Origin of the sequence: Streptomyces sp. NPDC058955, assembly GCF_042741435.1 — a bacterium.
Taxonomy (GTDB): domain Bacteria; phylum Actinomycetota; class Actinomycetes; order Streptomycetales; family Streptomycetaceae; genus Streptomyces.
In genome coordinates, this window is sequence record NZ_JBHYKM010000074.1 from 1 (window position 1) to 19,791 (window position 19,791).

15 protein-coding genes and 1 pseudogene are annotated in these 19,791 nt (G+C 72.5%); 8 read left to right on the forward strand and 8 right to left on the reverse strand.

All coding sequences use genetic code 11. The features are described from left to right. Nucleotides 1–27 precede the first annotated feature (27 nt). A pseudogene (locus tag ACFW1I_RS25050) lies at nucleotides 28–264 on the reverse strand (FAD-dependent oxidoreductase); the annotation flags it as partial. Between the two features lie 136 nt (nucleotides 265–400). Here ACFW1I_RS25050 and ACFW1I_RS25055 point away from each other — a divergent pair. From ACFW1I_RS25055 to ACFW1I_RS25065, 3 genes are all read left to right on the forward strand, one after another. Further along, on the forward strand, nucleotides 401–1,495 hold the full coding sequence (locus ACFW1I_RS25055) for a DUF4349 domain-containing protein (RefSeq protein WP_384673854.1): 1,095 nt from the start codon (nucleotides 401–403) through the stop codon (nucleotides 1,493–1,495). Nucleotides 1,496–1,505: 10 nt separating this feature from the next. Next, nucleotides 1,506–2,879, forward strand: a complete 1,374-nt coding sequence (locus ACFW1I_RS25060; protein ID WP_384673857.1) for an FAD-dependent oxidoreductase — start codon at nucleotides 1,506–1,508, stop codon at nucleotides 2,877–2,879. A 66-nt stretch (nucleotides 2,880–2,945) separates the two neighbouring features. Then, nucleotides 2,946–3,443 (forward strand): hypothetical protein, encoded by a 498-nt coding sequence (locus ACFW1I_RS25065; protein WP_384673859.1) that lies wholly within the window; start codon nucleotides 2,946–2,948, stop codon nucleotides 3,441–3,443. Between the two features lie 34 nt (nucleotides 3,444–3,477). Here the strand turns inward: ACFW1I_RS25065 and hemE are convergent, their stop codons facing one another. After that, nucleotides 3,478–4,554, reverse strand: a complete 1,077-nt coding sequence (gene hemE / locus ACFW1I_RS25070) for a uroporphyrinogen decarboxylase (RefSeq protein ID WP_384673862.1) — start codon at nucleotides 4,552–4,554, stop codon at nucleotides 3,478–3,480. 90 nt (nucleotides 4,555–4,644) lie between these two features. On the opposite strand from hemE, the gene ACFW1I_RS25075 reads away from it, so the two are divergent. The 3 genes from ACFW1I_RS25075 to ACFW1I_RS25085 all read left to right on the forward strand — a co-directional run bounded on the left by ACFW1I_RS25075 (nucleotide 4,645) and on the right by ACFW1I_RS25085 (nucleotide 7,675). After that, nucleotides 4,645–5,370 carry a DUF3000 domain-containing protein gene (locus tag ACFW1I_RS25075; protein ID WP_384673865.1) on the forward strand — a complete coding sequence of 242 codons (726 nt, stop codon included), beginning with the start codon at nucleotides 4,645–4,647 and terminating at the stop codon, nucleotides 5,368–5,370. Nucleotides 5,371–5,644: 274 nt separating this feature from the next. Beyond that, nucleotides 5,645–6,310, forward strand: coding sequence for a response regulator transcription factor (locus ACFW1I_RS25080; RefSeq protein WP_015037008.1), 666 nt, complete (start codon nucleotides 5,645–5,647; stop codon nucleotides 6,308–6,310). 81 nt (nucleotides 6,311–6,391) lie between these two features. After that, nucleotides 6,392–7,675, forward strand: coding sequence for an HRDC domain-containing protein (locus tag ACFW1I_RS25085; RefSeq protein WP_384673867.1), 1,284 nt, complete (start codon nucleotides 6,392–6,394; stop codon nucleotides 7,673–7,675). A 42-nt stretch (nucleotides 7,676–7,717) separates the two neighbouring features. Here ACFW1I_RS25085 and ACFW1I_RS25090 read toward each other — a convergent pair whose 3' ends face one another. Beyond that, nucleotides 7,718–8,839 (reverse strand): alpha/beta fold hydrolase, encoded by a 1,122-nt coding sequence (locus ACFW1I_RS25090; RefSeq protein ID WP_384673870.1) that lies wholly within the window; start codon nucleotides 8,837–8,839, stop codon nucleotides 7,718–7,720. Between the two features lie 296 nt (nucleotides 8,840–9,135). Between ACFW1I_RS25090 and ACFW1I_RS25095 the strand changes: the two genes are divergently transcribed. Both ACFW1I_RS25095 and ACFW1I_RS25100 read left to right on the forward strand, forming a co-directional pair. Beyond that, nucleotides 9,136–10,350 carry an acetyl-CoA C-acyltransferase gene (locus ACFW1I_RS25095; RefSeq protein WP_031005366.1) on the forward strand — a complete coding sequence of 405 codons (1,215 nt, stop codon included), beginning with the start codon at nucleotides 9,136–9,138 and terminating at the stop codon, nucleotides 10,348–10,350. Continuing rightward, nucleotides 10,347–12,485, forward strand: a complete 2,139-nt coding sequence (locus ACFW1I_RS25100; RefSeq protein WP_384673873.1) for a 3-hydroxyacyl-CoA dehydrogenase NAD-binding domain-containing protein — start codon at nucleotides 10,347–10,349, stop codon at nucleotides 12,483–12,485. Before ACFW1I_RS25095 ends, ACFW1I_RS25100 begins: the two co-directional genes overlap by 4 nt. A gap of 68 nt (nucleotides 12,486–12,553) precedes the next feature. Here the strand turns inward: ACFW1I_RS25100 and ACFW1I_RS25105 are convergent, their stop codons facing one another. The 5 genes from ACFW1I_RS25105 to ACFW1I_RS25125 all read right to left on the reverse strand — a co-directional run bounded on the left by ACFW1I_RS25105 (nucleotide 12,554) and on the right by ACFW1I_RS25125 (nucleotide 19,655). Further along, the gene (locus ACFW1I_RS25105; RefSeq protein ID WP_384673876.1) at nucleotides 12,554–13,639 is read right to left on the reverse strand and encodes a hypothetical protein; all 1,086 of its coding nucleotides are present in this window, start codon (nucleotides 13,637–13,639) and stop codon (nucleotides 12,554–12,556) included. 106 nt (nucleotides 13,640–13,745) lie between these two features. After that, nucleotides 13,746–15,263 (reverse strand): amino acid permease, encoded by a 1,518-nt coding sequence (locus ACFW1I_RS25110; protein ID WP_384673879.1) that lies wholly within the window; start codon nucleotides 15,261–15,263, stop codon nucleotides 13,746–13,748. A gap of 175 nt (nucleotides 15,264–15,438) precedes the next feature. Then, nucleotides 15,439–17,358: a 1-deoxy-D-xylulose-5-phosphate synthase gene (dxs, locus tag ACFW1I_RS25115; RefSeq protein WP_384673881.1), complete on the reverse strand. Its 1,920-nt coding sequence runs from the start codon at nucleotides 17,356–17,358 to the stop codon at nucleotides 15,439–15,441. A gap of 231 nt (nucleotides 17,359–17,589) precedes the next feature. After that, entirely contained in the window at nucleotides 17,590–18,879 is a 1,290-nt protein-coding gene (locus ACFW1I_RS25120) for a sugar ABC transporter permease (RefSeq protein ID WP_384673883.1), read from the reverse strand. Next, nucleotides 18,876–19,655 carry an ATP-binding cassette domain-containing protein gene (locus ACFW1I_RS25125; protein ID WP_031005377.1) on the reverse strand — a complete coding sequence of 260 codons (780 nt, stop codon included), beginning with the start codon at nucleotides 19,653–19,655 and terminating at the stop codon, nucleotides 18,876–18,878. Before ACFW1I_RS25125 ends, ACFW1I_RS25120 begins: the two co-directional genes overlap by 4 nt. Nucleotides 19,656–19,791 lie beyond the last annotated feature (136 nt).

Consider the following 19,791-nt stretch of genomic DNA (forward strand, 5'->3'; position numbering starts at 1 on the left):
TTGTTCCTTTTCGCAGTTTACTATTTATTTGGTTAGGGCGACGTACTCGGGGCGGCGGGCGAGCAGCGACTCGGCGCCGAGGTCCACGGGGGCGCCGGCGATCTCCCCGGCGAGGAGCTTGCCGCCCAGTCTGCCGCCGGCCTCCAGGAGGGTGACGCGCGCTCCGGCGGCGAGGAGCCGGCGGGCGGCGGCGAGGCCGGTGATGCCGCCGCCGACGACGACGGCGTGAGGTCCGGCGTGGGGTCCCGTGGTGTCCGCGTTCATGGGACCACTCTCTCAAATCGCCCACGCGCCCCCGTTCCGAGGCCGGACCGTGACCGCATCGCTACCGGAGAACGCAAACCCGCGGCGGGTCCCGGACGTCCTAGGAGCATCGATTCCGGCGACCCTGGGGGGCTCGGTGCACATTTCGGACAGGACGAAGAGGTCGTCCCGGCGCGGCAGAGCGGGGGCGGCGCTGCTGCTCGCCGCCTCGCTGGCGCTGACGGCGGGCTGCGGCTCGGACCTCGCGGACGGCGGCAGCGACGCCAAGGGGGCCGCCGCACAGGGCGAGCTCGACCACAAGGGGGCGGCGGACGGGACCACGGGCGGCTCCTCGGGCGCGGAGGCCGGCGCGAAGCCGGGCGCGACGAAGCCGGGCGGGACGCGGGCGCCGGCCGTGCAGCACCTGATCCGCACGGCCTCGCTGTCGGTGGAGGTCGAGCGGGTCGCGGAGACCGCCGGCCGGGTCCGGGCGGTGGCGACGGCGGCGGGCGGCCGGGTGGAGTCCGAGTCCACCGAGCGCGTCGACGAGCGGTACGACCACTCCACCCTGGTGCTGCGGGTGCCGCAGGACCGCTACGACCAGGTCCTCGCCGACCTGGCCGGCACCGGGAAGCTGCTGTCCCGCGAGGCGAAGGCGCAGGACGTCACCGACCAGGTCGTGGACGTGGAGAGCAGGATCGCCACCCAGCGGGCGAGCGTGGCCCGGGTGCGGGCGCTGATGGACCGGGCCGAGCGGCTGGCGGACGTGGTCACGCTGGAGGGCGAGCTGAGCCGGCGGCAGGCGGACCTGGAGGCGCTGCTGGCCCAGCAGGCGTCGCTGAAGGACCGGACCTCGCTGGCGACGATCACGGTGAGCCTGAGCCAGGAGGAACGGCCGGCCGCCGGGGACGAGGTGACCGACGACAGCCGCCCGGCGTTCGGCGACGCCCTGTCGGGCGGCTGGAACGCGCTGGTCGCCGTGGTCGCCTGGACCCTGGTGGTGCTGGCGGCGCTCGCGCCGTGGCTGGCGGTCGCGCTGGTGGCGTACGCGGTCTGGCGCTGGGTCGTCCGCCCGCGCCGCCGGGCCCGCGCCGCCGTCGCGGCGCCCCGGCCCGCGCCCGTTCCCGCCGCCGTACCGGGGCAGCGGGCGCGGACGAACGCGGCCGGGCTGCCGCTGCCGGACGGAGAGCCCGCCGAGGCGCCCGCCGGGGAGCCCGCCGGAGCACCGGACGAGGAGGGGTCCGCCCCGTAGCGTGGGGCGCATGAGCGAACGACTGGTGGTCATCGGGGGCGACGCGGCGGGCATGTCCGCCGCGTCGCAGGCGCGCAGGCTCAAGGGGCCGGAGGAGCTGGAGATCACGGCCTTCGAGCGGGGCCGGTTCTCCTCGTACTCGGCCTGCGGCATCCCGTACTGGGTCGGCGGGGACGTGTCCGGGCGCGGGGAGCTGATCGCCCGCTCCCCCGAGGAGCACCGGGCGCGCGGGATCGACCTGCGCACCCGGACCGAGGTGACGGAGATCGACCTCGCCGGACAGCGGGTTCTGGCCAGGGACCTGGCGGCCGGCACGGAGGCGTGGACGGGCTTCGACAAGCTGGTGATCGCGACCGGGGCGCGGCCGGCCCGGCCGGCCGTGCCGGGGATCGACGCGGCGGGGGTGCACGGGGTGCAGACCCTGGAGGACGGGCAGGCGCTGCTCGACTCGCTGGCGGGGACGGCGGGGCGGCGGGCGGTGGTCGTCGGCGCCGGGTACATCGGCGTGGAGATGGCCGAGGCGCTGCTGAACCGGGGCTACGAGGTGACGGTGCTCAACCGGGGCGAGCAGCCGATGGCGACGCTCGACCCGGACATGGGGCGGCTCGTGCACCGGGCGATGGACGGGCTGGGGATCCGTACGGTCGGCTCGTCGCCGGTGACGAAGATCCTCACCGGTGACGACGGCCGGGTCCGGGCGGTGGCGACGGAGGCGGACGAGTACCCGGCGGACGTGGTGGTGCTGGGTACGGGCGTGGTGCCGGAGACCTCGCTGGCGAGGGCGGCGGGGCTGCCGCTCGGCGCGCACGGCGGGCTGCTGACCGACCTGGCGATGCGGGTGCGGGGGCACGGGAACGTGTGGGCGGGCGGCGACTGCGTGGAGGTGCTGGACCTGGTGTCGGGCCGGGAGCGGCACGTGCCGCTGGGCACCCACGCCAACAAGCAGGGGCAGGTCATCGGCTCGAACGTGGGCGGCGACTACGCGACCTTCCCCGGCGTGGTGGGGACGGCGGTGTCGAAGGTCTGCGACCTGGAGATCGCCAGGACCGGGCTGCGGGAGAAGGACGCCCGGGAGGTGGGGCTGCGGTTCGTGACGGTGACGGTGGAGTCGACGAGCCGGGCCGGCTACTACCCGGGGGCGGCGCCGATGACGGTGAAGATGCTGGCCGAGCGGCGGACCGGGCGGCTGCTCGGGGTGCAGATCGTGGGCCGGGAGGGGGCGGCGAAGCGGGTGGACGTCGCGGCGGTGGCGCTGACGGCCCGGATGACCGTGGAGCAGATGACCGCCCTCGACCTGGGGTACGCGCCGCCGTTCTCCCCGGTGTGGGACCCGGTGCTGGTGGCGGCGCGGAAGGCGGTGGCGGCCGTTCGGGCGGCCGGATGACCCGAGCGGCAGAGTCACGCGCGGTGACGGGTTGCACGCTTTCCATCACCATGCGTGACTCTTCACATGATCAGACACACCGCGCGCGCTCTCTGCGCCGCCACCCTCGTCATCGCCCCGCTCGCCCTCACCGCGACGCCCGCCCACGCGGTGACGTCCTGCCGCGTCAACGGCGTCCCCGTCTCGGGCCCGACGGTCAACGGGACCGCCGGGGACGACTTCATCGAGTGCTCGTCGCTGGACGGCGGCCACACCGTGAACGGCCTCGGCGGCCGTGACTACATCCTGCTGACCGGCCCGTCCGCCGGCACCGTCAACGGCGGCCTCGGCCGCGACTACATCACCTCGCGGTCGGACGTCGTCGTCAGCGGCATCATCGACGGCAACGAGGACTCGGACTACCTCGTCGTCGACGGCCTGCTGGCCCCCGGCGGCTCCGTCCGCGGGAACGTCGGCAACGACTACATCAAGGTCAACGTCAGCGACGGCACGACCAACGGCGGCCTCGGCTTCGACGTCTGCCGGGTGACCACGGGCAACCCGCCGATCAACTGCGAGTACTGACCGGCACCCGGCACCGCCGCGGGGGCGGCCCGCCTCAGCGGGCCGTCCGCGCGTGCACGTACTCGACCAGGCGGGTCAGGGCGTCCGGGTCCATCGACGGCATGACGCCGTGGCCCAGGTTGAAGACGTGGCCCTCCAGGTCCTTCGCGGCGGCCAGCACCTCGTCGGTCTTGGCCTCGACGACCTCGGTGGCGGCGAAGAGGACGGCCGGGTCCAGGTTGCCCTGGAGCGCCTTGCCGGGGCCGACGCGGCGGGCGGCCTCGTCGAGCGGCACGCGCCAGTCGACGCCGACGACGTCCGCACCGGCCTCGCCCATGAGGCCGAGGAGCTCGCCGGTGCCCACGCCGAAGTGGATCCGGGGGACGCCGTAGCCGGCGACCGCGTCGAAGACCTTGGCGGAGGCCGGGAGGATCGAGCGGCGGTAGTCGGCGGGGGCCAGGGCGCCGACCCAGGAGTCGAAGAGCTGGATCGCCGAGGCGCCGGCCTCGATCTGCACCTTCAGGAAGGCGGAGGTGATCTCGGCGAGGCGGTCGAGCAGGTCGGCCCAGAGCTGCGGGTCGCCGTACATGAGCGCCTTGGTGTGCTCGTGGTTGCGGGACGGGCCGCCCTCCACGAGGTAGCTCGCGAGGGTGAAGGGCGCGCCGGCGAAGCCGATCAGCGGGGTGTCGCCGAGCTCCTCGGTGAGCATGCCGATGGCCTCGGTGACGTAGCGGACGTCGTCCGGGGTGAGGTCGCGCAGCCGGTCGAGGTCGGCGCGGGTGCGGATCGGGTCGGCGACGACGGGGCCCACGCCGGGCTTGATGTCGAGGTCGACGCCGATGGCCTTGAGCGGGACGACGATGTCGCTGAAGAAGATGGCGGCGTCCACCTTGTGGCGGCGGACGGGCTGGAGCGTGATCTCCTTGACCAGCTCGGGCCGCATGCAGGACTCCAGCATGGGGATGCCCTCGCGGACCTTCAGGTACTCGGGGAGCGACCGCCCGGCCTGCCGCATGAACCAGACGGGGGTGTGGGGCACGGGCTCGCGCCGGCACGCCTTGAGGAACGCGGAGTCGTACGTCCGCGACTGCTGCTTCGTCTGCTGGCCCGTCGGGCTGTCCATGGCACTCACGCCCAAATCTTCGCATGTGGCCGGAAGCCGCTCGTGCCGGGCGGGTGTCCCTCCCCGCATGGCGGCCCCGTTCCGCCTACTCTTCCCCGCATGGCTGCGGCTCAGGGACATTTTTCCGATCATTCCGACGGCATTCGAGGGACGGGCGACAAGGCGGACAGTACGGCGGGGACCCCGGTGCCGACGGCGTTCCGGAGGGCGGTGGAGGCCCTTCGGTCGGCACGACTGCGGTCCGAGATGGAGGTCGAGCCGACCCGCCCGCCGCAGCGGCTCGCGCCGTACGCGTACGCGGTGGAGGCGGCGGTCGTCGACGGCGAGGAGGACCTCGCGGACGGGCGGCTGGTGCTGCTGCACGACCCGGCGGGCCACGAGGCGTGGAAGGGCACCTTCCGGCTGGTCACGCTGGTGCGGGCGGAGCTGGAGCCGGAGATGGCGGCGGACCCGCTGCTGCCCGAGGTGTGCTGGTCCTGGCTGACCGGCGCGCTGGAGGCGCGCGGGCTGGCGTACGGGGAGGCGAGCGGGACCGTGACGATGGCCGGCTCGCACTACTTCGGGGGACTCGCGGAGCGCCGCCCGGCCACCCAGATCGAGATCCGGGCGTCCTGGACGCCCCGGGAGGGACTCGGCGGGGTGCCGGACACGGCGGCGCACCTGGCGGCCTGGTCGGACCTGCTCTGCCAGATCGCGGGCCTGCCGCCGGCCCCGGCCGACCCCCCGGGGGCGACGGGCCCGACCGGGGCCACGGGTCCGACCGGGACGGTGTCGGGGGCCGGGGTCGTGTCGCTGCCCCAGCGCCGGGGGCCGCAGGGCGCCTGAACCACCGTCCGGACCGGTGTGCGGAAGGGGCCCTCCGGGGCCCCTTCTCACGTTCGTACGGGGTCCCCCGTGGGGGTGAGGGAACGGGGGCCGCTCGTAGGATGATCGATCGCACGTCCGAATTGCCCCAATTGTTACTCACTAAATCGTGATCTTTCCCTAAAGGCGGGCGGCCCTGCTGCCGAAGGAGTCAGTAACCCCTTCAGAGCACGGGTTCGCCCCCGGCTTCTTCCCCGAGCCGGCTCCGTCCCGCACCTTCCCCCCAGGAGGCCGAGTGTCCGTTCTGCTCGAGCAGCCCGCTAGCCTGGTCGCCTACCGCCCGAACAAGCCGACGGCCATGGTCGTCGTGGCCGACCCGCGCGTCCGCTCCACCGTCACCCGCCACCTGTGGGCGCTCGGCGTACGGGACGTGATCGAGGCGTCGTCCATCGCGGAGGCCCGTCCCCGCGTCGGCAACCCGCGCGACATCTGCGTGGCCGACGTCCACCTTCCCGACGGCAGCGGCCTCACCCTGCTGTCCGAGACCCGCGCCGCGGGCTGGCCCAACGGCCTCGCCCTCTCGGCCGCCGACGACATCGGCGCGGTGCGCAACGCGCTGGCCGGCGGCGTGAAGGGTTACGTCGTCACCGGCACACGGACCAATATCGGCCACCCGACGCGCCCCGGCGCCGCGCCCATCGGCGCCGCGGCCGCCCGGCTCGGCCACCGCCGCCCCCCGGGTGCCCCGAGCCACCCGGGCGGCTACCGCGAGCTCTCCGGCCGCGAGGTCGAGGTGCTCCGCCTCGTCGCCGAGGGCCAGTCCAACAAGGCCATCGGCGTCTCCATGGGGCTCTCCGCGCTCACCGTGAAGAGCCACCTCGCCCGGATCGCCCGCAAGCTGGGCACCGGCGACCGGGCCGGCATGGTCGCCGTGGCCCTGCGGACCGGGATCATCCACTGACACCGGGGTGACGAAAACGCTGCGCCTGCCGACGGAACGTTCCGTCGGGAGGCGCTTGCCGTCGGCGGATACCCTTGACAGGTGACCGACGCCCAAGAGACCGCAGCAGACACCGCACTGCGCACCACCGGGGGCGGCCCCCCGGACGAAAACGTCCCTGCGAATGGGCTTCCGATCCCGTTGCTGGAGCCCCGTGAGGGCATCCCGCCGGTCGTCGCGAGCGAGCAGGCCCTCGCCGAGGTGATCGCCGCCTTCGCCGCCGGGCGCGGGCCCGTCGCCGTCGACGCCGAGCGCGCCTCCGGCTACCGCTACGGCCAGCGCGCCTACCTCGTCCAGCTCCGCCGCGAGGGCGCGGGCACCGCGCTCATCGACCCGGTCGGCTGCCCCGACCTCTCCGGCCTCGGAGCGGCCCTCGACGGCACCGAGTGGATCCTGCACGCGGCCACCCAGGACCTGCCCTGCCTCCGCGACATAGGCATGCGCCCCTCCTCCCTCTTCGACACCGAGCTGGCCGGCCGGCTCGCCGGCTTCCCCCGGGTCGGCCTCGGCGCGATGGTCGAGTCCGTCCTCGGCTACGCCCTGGAGAAGGGCCACTCGGCGGTCGACTGGTCCACCCGCCCCCTCCCCGACCCGTGGCTGCGCTACGCGGCCCTCGACGTCGAGCTCCTGATCGACCTGCGCGACGCGCTGGAGCAGGAGCTGGACCGGCAGGGGAAGCTGGCGTGGGCCCACGAGGAGTTCGACGCGATCGCCGCCGCCCCGCCCGCCCCGCCGCGCAAGGACCCCTGGCGCCGCACCTCCGGCATGCACAAGGTGCGCCGCCGCCGCCAGATGGCGGTCGTACGCGAACTGTGGACGGCCCGCGACCGGGTCGCCCAGCGGCGTGACGTCTCCCCCGGCAAGGTGCTGAGCGACGCGGCGATCGTCGAGGCGGCGCTCGCCGTGCCGGTGAACGTCGCCGCCCTCACCGCCCTGCCCGGTTTCGGCCACCGGATGGGCCGGCGCCAGCTGGAGCAGTGGCAGGCCGCCGTGGACCGCGCCCGCGCCCTCCCCGAGAACGAGCTGCCGCAGCCGGGCGCCCAGGTGGCCGGCCCGCCCCCGCCGCGCGCCTGGGCGGACAAGGACCCGGCGGCCGCCGCCCGCCTCTCGGCCGCCCGGGCCGGCGTCACGGCCCTCGCGGAGGAGCTGAACCTCCCCCAGGAGAACCTGATCACCCCGGACACCGTGCGCCGCGTCTGCTGGGAGCCGCCGGTCCCGGCGACCCCGGACACGGTCGCGGCCGCCCTCGCCGGCTACGGCGCCCGCCCGTGGCAGGTCGAGCTGGTGTCCCCGCTCCTGGTGAAGGCGCTGTCGGCGGGGGCGTAGCCCTGACGGGGAGAGCCCCCGGTGACCGGGGGCTCTCGGTGCCTAGGGCGCCGGGCTGAGGATGCCGTCCGGGTCCATGTCGAAGACGCCCTGGGTCTTGCCGTCGACCTTGAGGTGGTCGAGCCAGTGCTTCGAGAGGTTGTGCAGGTTCTTGTGCTGCATCTCCCACACCACCGAGTGCCCGGCGCAGGCCAGCCTGACCATCAGCTTGTGGGAGCCCGCGATCGAGTCGTAGAGCTCGGGGACGGAGAAGTTGAGCTCCGGGTCGGGGTTGTGCGGCGAGGTGTTCGCCTGGGTGTCGTTGTCGCCGTACACGATGAGCACCGGCACGCTTCCGCCCAGTACGCCGCCCTGCGCCGCGGTGGTCCTGTTCCAGCCCCACCTGACGAAGTTCCTGATCCGGTTGAATCCGGTGGGCGGCCCCCAGGTGCTGCCGACCGGGTCGCACTTCATGATCGTGGCCCATGCCGCGTCGGCGACGCCGGGTTCGCGCTGGTCGACGCAGTGCACCTCGCTGTCCAGGGCCCGGACGAAGCCGGTCTTTCCGCCGATGAACATCGGGAAGCCGGGCTGGGGAAGCGGGGACGGCGGGGTGGAGGAGCCGTCCGCCGGGAAGATCGGGGCCAGCAGGAACAGGCTCGCGACCCTGTCGGGGTGGTCGATCGCGTACGGCCCCATGTGGAAGGCGGCGGCGGACCAGCCGATGAAGGCGAGCTTCGCGGCCCCGGTCTGGTCCAGGACGAACCGTACGACGGTGTCCAGCTCGTCCCGGTCGCTGGACGAGTTGGTGAGCTGGTACGGGTAGCTGGGTGGGCCGGGGGTGAATCCGGGTGGCCTCGGCGTCAGCAGCTGCTGCTGGGCCGGGTTCACGTTGTGGGGGTCGTCCATCTCGGGGCGCGGCGACAGGCCGGATCCCTGGAGCTCCATCAGGAAGACGTCGAACCCGGCCTTCGCCAGCGACTCGGCCCAGCTGTACGTCTTGTACGGGAGGTCGAAGCCCGCGACCGCCGGGACGCTCCGGCCGTGGAGCATCAGGACCGGCTTGCGCGGCTGTCCCGGGGGCGTGCCGTTCCGCTCCCGCACGAACAGCTCGACGATCTCGTCCTTGTTCGCCGGAACGGTGGACTTGTGGGTGACCTTGTGATCGGTCGTGACGACGGGCATGGAGGCCCCTTCTGTGTGCAGGTCGCCGGGGGCCTGACGCCCCGGCTCCCGGCCAGCCTCCGTACGGCCCGGACGGGGCGCCACGGCACGGCTTCCCGCCTGGTCCCATCGGGTTGTCGGACCGTCCCAACGGACGGGCGCGCACAGGGGGCGCGCGCACCGCGCGGGATGTGACCTTCACCGCTTGGCCCCCAAGGGGTGGGCAGTCTGGTTACCCGCAAGTAGCATGGGGGAAGCAAGCGCACGCTTAGTGGTGCGCCGCAGCAGTGCCGTCCCGCACCTGGAGGAGAGCCATCGTGCCTCGTACCGTCAGGGACGTCGTCTTCGTCGACGGCGTCCGCACCCCGTTCGGCAAGGCGGGCCCGAAGGGCATCTACCACGAGACCCGCGCCGACGACCTCGTCGTGAAGGCCATCCGGGAGCTGCTGCGCCGCAACCCGGCCCTCGACCCGGCGAAGATCGACGAGGTCGCGATCGCCGCGACGACCCAGATCGGCGACCAGGGCCTCACCCTCGGCCGCACCGCCGGCATCCTGGCCGGGCTGCCGCAGTCGGTGCCGGGCTACTCCATCGACCGCATGTGCGCGGGCGCGCTGACCGCCGTGACCTCGGTCGCCGGTTCGATCGCCTTCGGCGCGTACGACGCCGTCATCGCCGGCGGCGTCGAGCACATGGGCCGTCACCCCATGGGCGAGGGCGTCGACCCGAACCCGCGGTTCGTCAGCGAGAAGCTGGTCGACGAGTCCGCCCTCTTCATGGGCATGACCGCCGAGAACCTGCACGACCGCTACCCGCACATCACCAAGCAGCGCGCCGACGAGTACGCCGTGCGCTCGCAGGAGAAGGCCGCCAAGGCGTACGCCGACGGCAAGATCCAGCAGGACCTGGTGCCGATCTCGGTGCGCCGCACCGACGCCGCCGCCGGCGAGACGGGCTGGGGCCTGGTCACCGCCGACGAGCCGATGCGCCCGGGCACCACGCTGGAGTCCCTGGCGGGCCTGAAGACGCCGTTCCGCGTCCACGGCAACGTCACCGCGGGCAACGCGGCCGGCCTGAACGACGGCGCCACCGCCTCGATCATCGCCTCCGAGGAGTTCGCCCGCGAGAACGGCCTCCCGGTCAAGATGCGCCTGGTCTCGTACGCCTTCGCCGGCGTCGAGCCGGAGGTCATGGGCTACGGCCCGATCCCGGCCACCGAGAAGGCCCTGGCCAAGGCCGGTCTGACGATCGACGACATCAACCTGTTCGAGATCAACGAGGCGTTCGCCGTCCAGGTCCTCGCCTTCCTCGACCACTACGGCATCGCCGACGACGACGCGCGCGTCAACCAGTACGGCGGCGCCATCGCGTTCGGTCACCCGCTGGCCTCCTCCGGCGTCCGTCTGATGACGCAGCTGGCCCGCCAGTTCGAGGAGCAGCCCGAGGTCCGCTACGGCCTCACCACCATGTGCGTCGGCTTCGGCATGGGCGCGACGGTCATCTGGGAGAACCCCCACTGGGAGGGCAAGTGAGCACCACCGCCGAGCTTCTGAAGGGCGCCGCCGAGCTCTTCCCCGACGAGGTCGTCACCCAGGCCCACGTGCGCCACTTCGAGCTGCCCTTCGGGGCCGGCCGCTTCGCGCTCATCACCCTGGACAACGGCTTCGACCACACCAAGCCGACCACCTTCGGCCCTCAGTCCCTCGCCAACCTGAACACGGCGATCGACCAGGTCGAGGCCGAGGCCGCCAACGGCGAGATCGTCGCCGCCGGCCTCACCGGCAAGCCGTTCATCTTCGCGGTCGGCGCCGACCTCAAGGGCGTCGAGCTGCTGAAGAAGCACGACGAGGCGCTCGCCATCGGCAAGGGCGGCCACGACGTCTTCAAGCGTCTCTCCGCGCTCGCCGTGCCGACCTTCGCGTACTACAACGGCGCGGCCATGGGCGGCGGCGTCGAGGTCGGTCTGCACTGCACCTACCGCACCGTGTCGAAGGCCCTCCCGGCCTTCTCGCTCCCCGAGGTCTTCCTCGGCCTGGTGCCCGGCTGGGGCGGCTGCGCGATCCTCCCGAACCTGATCGGCGCCGAGAAGGCCGTCCAGGTCATCATCGAGAACTCGCTGAACCAGAACCGCCAGCTCAAGGGCAAGCAGGTCTTCGAGCTCGGCATCGCCGACGCGATCTTCGAGGGCGCCGACTTCCTGGAGCAGTCGCTCGTCTGGACCGCCGGCGTGCTGAACGGCACCGTGACCGTCGAGCGCCCGGAGATCGACCGGGGCGAGGGCTGGGACGCCGCCGTCGCCAAGGGCCGCGCGATCGCCGACTCCAAGGTGCACGGCGCCGCCCCGGCCGCCTACCGCGCCCTCGCCATCATCGAGGCCGCCAAGGACGGCGACCTCCAGAAGGGCTTCGACGCCGAGGACCAGGCCCTCGCGGACCTGATCATGGGCGGCGAGCTCCGCTCCGGCATCTACGCCTTCAACCTGGTGCAGAAGCGCGGCAAGCGCCCCGCCGGCGCCCCGGACAAGAACCTGGCCCGCCCGGTCACCAAGGTCGGCGTCGTCGGCGCCGGTCTGATGGCCTCCCAGCTGGCCCTGCTCTTCCTGCGCCGCCTGGAGGTGCCGGTCGTCCTGACCGACATCGACCAGGAGCGCGTGGACAAGGGCGTCGGCTACGTCCACGGCGAGATCGAGAAGCTGCTCGGCAAGGGCCGCATCAACCAGGACAAGGCCAACCGTCTCAAGGGCCTGGTCTCCGGTGTCCTCGACAAGGCCGAGGGCTTCGCGGACGCGGACTTCATCATCGAGGCCGTGTTCGAGGAGATGTCCGTCAAGCAGAAGGTGTTCGCGGAGGTCGAGGCGGTCGCCCCGGCGCACGCGATCCTCGCCACCAACACCTCCTCGCTGTCGGTCTCCGAGATGGCGTCCAAGCTCCAGCACCCGGAGCGCGTGGTCGGCTTCCACTTCTTCAACCCGGTCGCCGTCCTGCCGCTCCTGGAGATCGTCAAGGGCGAGCGGACCGACGACGCCTCCCTCGCCACCGCCTTCGGCGTGGCGAAGAAGCTGAAGAAGACCGCGGTCCTCACCAAGGACGCCCCGGCGTTCGTCGTGAACCGCATCCTGACCCGCTTCATGGGCGAGATCCAGAACGTCATCGACGAGGGCACCCCGGTCGAGACGGCCGAGAAGGCCGTCGAGCCGCTCGGCCTGCCGATGTCCCCGCTGGTCCTCCTGGAGCTCGTGGGCCCGGCCATCGGCCTGCACGTCTCCGAGACCCTGAACCGCGCCTTCCCGGAGCGCTTCACGGTCTCCCCCAACCTGAAGGCGGTCGTCGAGGCCGGCAAGCGCGGCTTCTACGTCTACAAGCCGGAGAACGGCTTCAAGCCGGAGCTCGACCCCGAGGTCGCCGCGCTGCTCAAGCAGGGCGACACCGTCCTCACCGAGCAGCAGGTCCGCGACCGCGTCCTCGACGCGGTGGCGCAGGAGATCGGCCTCATGCTGGAGGAGGGTGTCGTCGCCGAGGCGCAGGACATCGACCTCTGCCTGATCACCGGTGCGGGCTGGCCCTTCCACCTGGGCGGCATCACGCCGTACCTGGACCGCGAGGGCGTCTCCGAGCGCGTCAACGGCAAGCGTTTCCTGGCGCAGGGCGTGGCGAGCGTTCCCGCGTAACACCCGGGACCCCATGAGGAAGGGGCCGGTGGCAGTCGCCACCGGCCCCTTCTTCCGTACGCCGCGTCCTACAGCCGCGTCCAGGCCGCCAGGGCGAGGCCCGGCTCGGCCTTCTGCCGGGTGACGACCACCCCGCCGTCGGCCGCCAGCGCGGCGACCGCCGCCGAGCCGTCGGCGTCGGCCGTGACGGTCGGCGGGCCGAGCACGGGCGGGCCGGAAGGGGTCCAGTGCAGGCCGGTGTCCTCGCGCTCCGTGAGGTACGCCGCGAGGGCCGCGCCGCCCTTGTCGTCGCACTGGGCGAGCAGGGTGCAGTCGTAGCCGTCGATCATGCAGCGCGCGGCGTTCAGCGGGCCGCCGCCGACCGCGTCGGCGAACGGGGTGGGCTCCAGGCCGCGGCCCGGGGACCAGGCGCGGATCTTCCCCTCGCCGTCGGCGTAGAAGAGCGTCACGTGCCCGGATTCGCCGGTCACCGCGGCGAGGGTGCCCTGGACGACCGGGGTCGTCAGCAGCGGTTCGAGGACCGGGCGGGCGCCGGGCTCCTTCTGCACGTACCGGAGCAGCCCCCGGTCGGTGGCGGTGTACAGCTCGACGAGACCGTCGCCGTTCACCGCGGCCACCGGGTTCTGGTCGGTGCGGCCGCCCTTCAGGTCCCACCAGGGGTGCCAGCCGCCGGCGTCCTTCTGGACCCGGGCGCTGACGCCGCCGCCGCGGTTGCGGACGAAGACGTGGACGCGGCCCTTGGCGTCCACGGCGACCGCCGGGTTGCCGTACCACTCGGCCTTGCCGTTGGCGTTGCCGATGGACTTCCACTCCACGTTGGGGCGGCCGGTCTGGAACTGGACGCTGTGCACCAGCTCGACGTGGTCCTCGCCGGCCTCCGCGCCGGTGTCGGTGGGCCGGAGGCCGACCAGGTGCACATAGCGGTCGGGGCCCTGGGCGGCCGCCAGGAAGGGCAGCAGACCGCCGCCGCCGAGCACCTCGGGGCCGGTGAACCGGCCGCCGGGGCCCTCGGTCCAGCGGACCACCTCGCCGTCCCGGGGGACGTACACGCTGAAACGTCCTTCGGCGCCCCGGGCCAGCCAGCCGCCGTGCATTCTGGGGGCGTGCGGGGTGCCGCGGGAGGGGTCGGCGGGGGCCTGGGGTCGGTTCACCATGGGGGGATCCAGCGCTCCGGGTCGAGTGGGGGTCGGTTCCCACCGACTGTATCCGCCCGGCCCGGCCGCCTTCCCCGCGCCCGCTGCTAGTTGGCCGGTACCGGGTCTAGTACAGGGCGTCCCGGCCCTGCCGGCCCAACCGGCTGTGTCCGCGCCCGTACAGGAAGTACACGACGATGCCGATCGCCATCCAGACCGCGAAGCGGAACCAGGTCTCGCCCGGCAGGTTGAGCATCAGCCAGAGCGAGGCGGCGATGGAGAGGATCGGCAGGAACGGCACCCACGGGGTGCGGAAGGCGCGGTGCAGGTCGGGGCGGGTGCGGCGGAGGACCATGACGCCGGCGGCGACCATCACGAAGGCGAAGAGGGTGCCGATGTTCACCAGGGTCGCCAGCTCGTTGATGCTGGTGAAGCCGGCCACGACGGCGATGATCACGCCGAGCAGGATGGTCGGGCGGTAGGGGGTCTTGAACCGCGGGTGGGTGACCGAGAAGAAGCGCGGCAGCAGCCCGTCGCGGCTCATGGCGAAGAAGACGCGGGTCTGGCCGAGCAGCAGGATCAGACAGACCGTGGTGAGGCCGACGGCGGCGCCGAAGCTGATCACGCCCGCGTAGAAGGGGTGGCCGGCGGCTTTGAACGCGTCGGCGAGCGGGGCGCTGACGGACAGCTGGGTGTAGTGCTGCATGCCGGTGACGACCAGCGCGACCGCCACGTACAGCACGGTGCAGATGAGCAGCGAGCCGAGGATGCCCCGGGGCATGTCCCGCTGCGGCAGCTTGGTCTCCTCGGCGGCGGTGGCGACCACGTCGAAGCCGATGAAGGCGAAGAAGACGATGGAGGCGGCGGTGAAGATGCCCATCACGCCGAAGTTGGTGGGCTCGTACCCGAAGAGCAGCTGGACCAGCGGGGAGTCCCAGTTGGAGCCGCCGCCCTCCGGGGTCACGGCCGGCGGGATGAACGGCTTGTAGTTGTCGCCGACGATGAAGAACAGGCCCGCGACGATCACGATCATGACGACGGTGACCTTGATCGCCACCACGACGGCGGTGATCCGGGCGGAGAGCTTCATGCCCAGGACGAGGATCACGGTCAGCACCAGGACCAGCAGGAAGGCCAGGATGTCGAAGGTGCCCCCGGCCGCGTCCGGGCCCTCCAGGGAGGCCGGTAGGTGCCAGCCGATGTTGTCCATCAGCGAGCGCACGTACCCGGACCAGCCGACCGCCACCACCGCCGTGCCCAGCGCGAACTCCAGGACCAGGTCCCAGCCGATGATCCAGGCCGGCAGCTCGCCGATGGAGGCGTACGCGAAGGTGTACGCCGATCCGGCCACCGGCACCGTCGAGGCGAACTCGGCGTAGCAGAGGGCGGCCAGGGCGCAGACGATGCCGGCCGCGACGAAGGCGAGCGCGGTGGCCGGCCCGGCGTTCTCCTTGGCGACCTTGCCGGTCAGGACGAAGATGCCGGTGCCGATGATGACACCGACGCCGAAGACCGTGAGGTCCCAGGCGGAGAGGGACTTGCGGAGCGCGTGCTCCGGTTCCTCCGTGTCCCGGATGGACTGCTCGACCGACTTGGTCCGGAAGATTCCGGAGTTGGCCCTCGGGGGGCGTTGGTCCGTGCTCACCGTCGTACCTCCGCGTCGTCTCTGACGTCGGGTCTCGTGGCCCCGCGGACGGGGGTGCGAGGGGACGCTGCCCGCGGTGAAGCCAGGATGCACGCGAAAGGGCCGGTCGGCACCCCGGAGGGTGAGCCGCCCGGCCCAATGGTGACGCCGGGTGACCGGTCCGCCGGGGCGGAGGTCAGTCGCGGGCGGGCTCCACGGCCTCCTGCCGGGCCTCGAACCGTCCGTCGAGGCGCGAGACCAGTCCGGTGACCTGGCGCGCGATGTCGGGGGCGGTCAGCCCGATCTCGGCCATGACCTCGCCGCGCGAGGCGTGGTCGAGGAAGACCGGCGGGATGCCGAAGTCACGCAGCGGCACGTCGACGCCCGCGTCGCGCAGCGCCTGGGCGACGGCCGAGCCGACGCCGCCGACGCGGCTGTTGTCCTCGACGGTGACGACGACCCGGTGGTCGGCGGCGAGCGGGGCGAGCGCCTCGTCGACCGGCTTGACCCAGCGGGGGTCGACCACGGTGGTGGAGATGCCCTGCCGGTCGAGCAGGCCGGCGATCTCCAGGCACATCGGGGCGAGCGCGCCGACGGAGACCAGGAGGACGTCCGGCCGGTCGGTGCCGGCCTCGCGGAGCACGTCCATGCCGCCGACCCGGCCCACGGCGGGGACGGCGGGGCCGACCGCGCCCTTGGAGAAGCGGACCACGGTGGGGGCGTCGGTGACCTCGACGGCCTCGCGGAGCTGGGCGCGGACCTGGTCGGCGTCGCGCGGGGCGGCGAGCCGCAGGCCGGGGACGACCTGGAGGATCGACATGTCCCACATGCCGTTGTGGGAGGCGCCGTCGGTGCCGGTGACGCCGGCCCGGTCGAGGACGAAGGTGACGCCGCACTTGTGCAGGGCCACGTCCATCAGGACCTGGTCGAAGGCGCGGTTGAGGAAGGTCGCGTAGACCGCGAAGACCGGGTGCAGGCCGCCGGTGGCGAGGCCGGCCGCGGAGACCGCGCCGTGCTGCTCGGCGATGCCGACGTCGAAGACCCGCTCGGGGAACGCCTTGGCGAACCTGTCGAGGCCGACCGGCTGGAGCATGGCCGCGGTGATCGCGACGATGTCCTCGCGCTCCTTGCCGAGGGCGACCATCTCGTCGGCGAAGACTCCGGTCCAGTCGGCGCCGGAGGTGGCGATCGGGAGGCCGGTGTCGGGGTGGATCTTGCCTACCGCGTGGAAGCGGTCGGCCTCGTCCTGGAGGGCGGGCTGGTAGCCGCGGCCCTTCTCGGTGAGGCAGTGGACGATGACCGGGCCGCCGAAGCGCTTGGCGCGGGTGAGCGCGGACTCCAGGGCCTCGATGTCGTGGCCGTCGATGGGGCCGACGTACTTCAGGCCCAGGTCCTCGAACATGCCCTGCGGGGCGATGAAGTCCTTGAGGCCCTTCTTGGCGCCGTGCAGGGTCTCGTAGAGCGGCTTCCCGACGACCGGGGTGCGCTCCAGGATGTCCTTGCCGCGGGCGAGGAAGCGCTCGTAGCCGTCGGTGGTGCGCAGGGTGGCCAGGTGGTTGGCGAGGCCGCCGATGGTGGGCGCGTAGGAGCGCTCGTTGTCGTTGACGACGATGACGAGCGGGCGGTCCTTGGCGGCGGCGATGTTGTTGAGCGCCTCCCAGGCCATGCCGCCGGTGAGGGCCCCGTCGCCGATGACGGCGACGACGTGGTCGTCCTTCTTCAGGATCTGGTTGGCCTTGGCGAGGCCGTCGGCCCAGCCGAGGACGGTCGAGGCGTGCGAGTTCTCGATCACGTCGTGCTCGGACTCGGCCTGCGAGGGGTAGCCGGAGAGGCCGCCCTTCATCTTCAGCTTGGAGAAGTCCTGGCGGCCGGTGAGCAGCTTGTGCACGTAGCTCTGGTGGCCGGTGTCCCAGAGGACCTTGTCCTTCGGGGAGTCGAAGACGCGGTGCAGGGCGATGGTCAGTTCGACCACGCCGAGGTTGGGGCCGAGGTGTCCACCGGTCTTGGACACGGCGTCGACGAGGAAGGTCCGGACCTCCGCGGCCAGCTGGTCCAGCTGTTCCGGGGAGAGCCGGTCCAGGTCGCGCGGTGTCCTGATACGGGTCAGCAGGGCCACCCGTGCCTCCTTGCGTTCTGAGCTGGTCGAGCTTGCCGATTTTGCCGAGTCTAATGTTCCGTCTTGGATCGTGGGCATCGGGCCAGGCGCAGCGGCATCACCCGCATGGGGGATGTACCGCCCCTGCCACTGCTCCGGACGCGACGGTGCCCGGCACCGGTTCACCGGTGCCGGGCGAATGTGGCGCGTCTTACCCGAGACGTGTCACACGCGTCGCGCGTGTCCCGCGTGTCACGCCCGTCCCGCGGACTTCTGGGTCTTGCGGGAGACGGAGTCGATGATCACGGCGATGAGGAGCACCGCGCCGGTGATCATGTACTGGATCGCGTTGGACTCCAGGTTGAGCTGGTTGAGGCCCTGGACGATCGACTGGAGCACCAGGATGCCCAGGAGCGCCGACCAGACCTTGCCGCGGCCGCCGAAGAGGGAGGTGCCGCCGATGACCGCCGCGGCGATGCACATCATGAGCTGGTTGCCGCCGCCGAGGGAGCGGTCGGCGCCGCCGGTGGCGGAGGCCAGGAAGAGGCCGCCGACCGCGCCCAGGGTGCCGGAGATCATGAAGACGGAGATCCGGATCCAGGCGACGTTGATGCCGGCCCGGCGGGCCGCCTCGATGCCGCCGCCGACCGCGAAGACCTGGCGGCCGTAGGTGGTGCGGCGCAGCACGAAGTCGGTGACCAGCAGGATCACCAGGAAGATCACCAGGGAGAGGGGCAGGCCCTTCTCCTGGTTGAAGCCGTACGCGGCGACCAGGACGAGGGCCGCGAGGACGCCGGTGCGCAGCAGGATCTCGCTGTGCGGGCGGTGCGGGAGCTCGGCGGCCTTGCGGCGGCCCGAGTCGCGCAGCTGGGCGAGGTAGAAGGCGGCGATCACCACGACGGCGAGGCCGTAGGCGGCGGCGACGTCGGAGAAGTAGTACTTCGTGAGGTCGCCGACGAAGCTGCCGATGGGCGTGGGGATGGTGGAGCGCTCGCCCATCACCCAGGTCTGCAGGCCGGCCCAGCCGAGGAAGCCGGCGAGGGTGACGACGAAGGCGGGGACGCCGATCTTGGCGAAGACCAGGCCGTGGAAGGCGCCGAGCAGGGTGCCGGAGAGGATGCCGAGGAGGATCGCGAGGGAGTCCGGCATGTCGGTGGCGAAGACGCCCCAGACGGAGCCCGCGAGACCGGCGACGGAGCCGACGGCGAGGTCGATCTCGCCGAGCAGCAGCACGAAGACGATGCCGACGGCCATGATGCCGGGGCCGGCCGCGTACAGCGTGATCTGGTCGAGGTTGTACGAGGTGATGAAGTTGCCGGTCAGCGCCTGGAAGACGATGCCGATGACGATGAGGCCGACGACGACGGGCAGGGAGCCGATCTCGCCGGAGCGGATCTTGCGCTTGAACTCCTCGACGTAGCCCTTGAAGCCCTGCTCGCGGACGAGGAGGCGGGGGTCGACGGCGGGGATCGCGGCGGCGGCCTCGGCGGTGCGGGGCTCGGGGACCTCGGCCTTCTCGGTCGCCTCGGGGGTCGTGCTCACTGGGCTACCTCCGCGGTGCGGGCCTGCCGGCGGGTGACGGCGTTGTCCGTGGCGCCGGTGATCGCGGCGATGATCTCTTCGTGCGTGGTGGTGGCGACCGGGAAGGTGCCGTTGTTGCGGCCGAGGCGCAGGACGGCGACGGTGTCGGCGACCGCCTTCACGTCGGCCATGTTGTGGCTGATGAGGATGACGCCGAGGCCCTGCTCGCGCAGCCGCTCGACCAGGTCGAGGACCTGGGCGGTCTGCTCGACGCCGAGGGCGGCGGTGGGCTCGTCCAGGATCACGATCTTGGGGTCGCCGACCAGGGCGCGGGCGATCGCGACGACCTGCCGCTGGCCGCCGGAGAGGGCGGCGACGGGGATCCGGACGCTCGGGATGCGGATGGAGAGGGTGGAGAGCAGGTCCTTGGCGCGCTTCTCCATGGCGACCTCGTCGAGGACGCCGCCCTTCTTGAGCTCGCGGCCGAGGAAGAGGTTGGCGACGACGTCGAGGTTGTCGCAGAGGGCGAGGTCCTGGTAGACGGTGGCCACGCCGAGGTGCTGGGAGTCCTGCGGGCGGGAGATCTCGACCGGGCGGCCCTCCCACTCGATGACGCCCTCGTCGATCGGGTGGACGCCGGCGATCGTCTTGACCAGGGTGGACTTTCCGGCGCCGTTGTCGCCGACCAGGGCGACGACCTCACCGGCGTGGACTTCGAGGTCGACACCGGAGAGGACCTGGACCGCTCCGAATCGCTTGAAGATCCCGCGCAACGCCAGGACAGGCGTCTGGGACACGTGAACCAACTCCTTCGCCGCCCGTGTGGTGGGCGGCGGCATGTCGCGCCGTGCGGCGCCGAGTTCGAGGGGGGCTGTGCGGGTGGCGGCCCCGCTCCGCCGCCGGGGGGGGGGGTGTGCGGGGGGCTCAGGGCGC

Excerpts from the sequence above, each read along its gene's own strand:
- ACFW1I_RS25060 (WP_384673857.1), top strand. The coding sequence starts at position 1,506 with ATGAGCGAACGACTGGTGGTCATCGGGGGCGACGCGGCGGGCATGTCC.
- ACFW1I_RS25090 (WP_384673870.1), bottom strand. The coding sequence starts at position 8,839 with ATGCCCGTCGTCACGACCGATCACAAGGTCACCCACAAGTCCACCGTT.
- ACFW1I_RS25065 (WP_384673859.1), top strand. The coding sequence starts at position 2,946 with ATGATCAGACACACCGCGCGCGCTCTCTGCGCCGCCACCCTCGTCATC.
- ACFW1I_RS25075 (WP_384673865.1), top strand. The coding sequence starts at position 4,645 with ATGGCTGCGGCTCAGGGACATTTTTCCGATCATTCCGACGGCATTCGA.
- ACFW1I_RS25105 (WP_384673876.1), bottom strand. The coding sequence starts at position 13,639 with ATGGTGAACCGACCCCAGGCCCCCGCCGACCCCTCCCGCGGCACCCCG.